This window comes from uncultured Cedecea sp. (assembly GCF_947498825.1).
Taxonomy (GTDB): Bacteria; Pseudomonadota; Gammaproteobacteria; order Enterobacterales; family Enterobacteriaceae; genus JGM124.
Window position 1 is genome coordinate 1 of sequence record NZ_CANMLV010000086.1, and the last position, 262, is coordinate 262.

General features: G+C 45.8%; 1 pseudogene. It reads right to left on the minus strand.

The window, feature by feature from the left end:
• Window positions 1–23: 23 nt before the first annotated feature.
• Window positions 24–262 (minus strand): annotated as a pseudogene (locus Q1A40_RS23050) (fimbrial protein); the annotation flags it as partial.

The window sequence follows — 262 nt, forward strand, 5'->3', positions numbered from 1 at the left end:
TTCTGCCTCTCTATTATTTCTACTTACTGCACAATATAGGCAATCACGATGGGCGCACTGTAGGCTTTCGCGAGAGGCGCGGTATCTGTCGATCCCATGCCCACTTTAAACATATAGTCTGTCGCCACGTCCGCCTCTACATTCAGGAGGATCTCGCTGTCCGTGGTGACCTGATTATCGCCATTGTCTTTAAGCATAAAGCCGACTGTATCAGCAGCACTATTAACGAATAAGTTTTTATCGTTATTCTGATTGGAGGTAA